At 56.3% G+C, this 1,669-nt stretch carries 2 protein-coding genes; one reads left to right on the top strand and one right to left on the bottom strand.

Going from position 1 to position 1,669, the window contains the following annotated elements:
* On the top strand, positions 1-247 hold a 247-nt coding region (locus VGC62_RS18295; RefSeq protein ID WP_331188490.1), incomplete at its 5' end, for an alpha/beta hydrolase.
* Between the two features lie 335 nt (positions 248-582).
* On the opposite strand, the gene VGC62_RS18290 is transcribed toward VGC62_RS18295, so the two are convergent.
* The gene (locus tag VGC62_RS18290) at positions 583-1,536 is read right to left on the bottom strand and encodes a porin (RefSeq protein WP_331188489.1); all 954 of its coding nucleotides are present in this window, start codon (positions 1,534-1,536) and stop codon (positions 583-585) included.
* Positions 1,537-1,669 lie beyond the last annotated feature (133 nt).

Raw genomic sequence — 1,669 nt, 5'->3', positions numbered from 1 at the left:
TCCGGACAATCCGCCGCCGCCGATCTGGGAGTTGTTCGACAAGATGGCCGGTGTGCCACTGATGCTGATTCACGGGGCGCTGTCGGACCTTTTGACCGCGCAAGGCGTCAGGGACATGCAGGCGCGGCGCGGCGATCTTGAAGTGGTGGAAGTTTCCGATCAGGGCCATGCACCGCTGCTTGAAGATCAGCCAACCATCGCGCGGATCGTGGCCTTTTGTGCGCGTTGCGATGTGGAGAATGCCTGAACTCCATCGCAGGCCGTCATTTTCCACACGCGAACTATTGCACACCACTCAGCCATGCGACCGCATGGTGAAGAGCAAGCGCACGGATTGGTTCGAATTATAAAACCACGACATCGTTCTTCAGGATGCGGCCACAGCAGGCCAGCCTGCATAACCTGACTACATATCAACTCATCAGTGAGACACGGCCCCACCTCAGGATGAGGTTTCAGAGTTTCTCACCGACCCTCAATAACCACTCCAAATAATCATTCAAAGAAAAAGCCCCCGACAGTTTCCTGCCGGGGGCTCTTTTAGATTGTCATCACCCGAAGGCGATGACAATCAGATTGCGATCAGAAGTTACGCTGAACGCGGAGCGAACCGCTCCAAACGTCCTGCGACCCGAGGGTGTAAACACCCGGCGACCGTGGCGCTCCCGGATTGAAGCCTGCACCGGTGACACCCTTAATCTGCGAGTCGATGTTGGTGTACATCGCTTCACCCGCGAACGTCAGACCCTTGACCGGGGTCCAGCTGGTCACGACACCGACCTGAGAGATATTGAAGTCGGGATTGTAGATAACGCTGCCACGAGCAGCAGCACTAGGCGCCCATGCGGTCGCAAGGACACTCGCTGCCGTATCGTTGTAGCGCACCTGGGTGTAAGAACCGAACACGCTGGACGACCAGTTGGCATTCCAGTTGTGGTTGAAACCACCGTTCAGGCCGAAGCCCTTGGTCAACTGGATCTGATTGCCGGCGAGGCCGCCCCAGACGCCGTCAGTAATCGGCGCTGTCGCGATGTTGGTGCCGGTGGAGCTACCGTACAACCCGAGGCTGGTTGGGGTTGCTGGCGAGGTGCCCATGATGTAGCGCAGCGCGCCTTCAGTGTAGCCGACGCTGAACTTGATGTCGTCGCCAGGTCCGGTCGGCAGGTTCTTGATCTGCAGGCCGAGGTTGACGGCGTAGCCCCATTTCGATTCCGCAGTACCCGTAGCCGCGAGTGCGCCATCAGCATAGGAGGACTGGAGTTGATGGGCGGCACCCGACAGCTGGATGAGACCCCAAGCCTGATCGAGCTTCAAATTGCCGACGATGTCGACGCCACCGCCGTAGTAACTGCCGGGAGCGAAGCTGCCGCCAACAGGGGCGTTGCTGCCATTATAGTTGGTGGTATAGGTGTTTAACGCAGTAAGCGCTTGACCCGCGGAGTACAAGCCGACGCGGTTCGACGCACTCTGCTCGTCAACACCGACGCTGAGAGACAGGCCGTTGCCGAACTGCCAAGCGTACTGAACGTTCCACACACCTGCATTTACTATTTGAGTTTGAGCAAATTCGGATAGAGTTTAAATTTTTCATAATTTTGGAGATGAAGTTTGTATTTTTAAGCTTGCTCATGACTAAAAACCATTGCTTTTGTGATATTGCTTTCCCTTT

This window comes from Pseudomonas sp., assembly GCF_036404235.1.
In the GTDB taxonomy this organism is placed as follows: Bacteria; Pseudomonadota; Gammaproteobacteria; order Pseudomonadales; family Pseudomonadaceae; genus Aquipseudomonas.
This window is presented reverse-complemented; position numbering and strand designations above follow the sequence as displayed.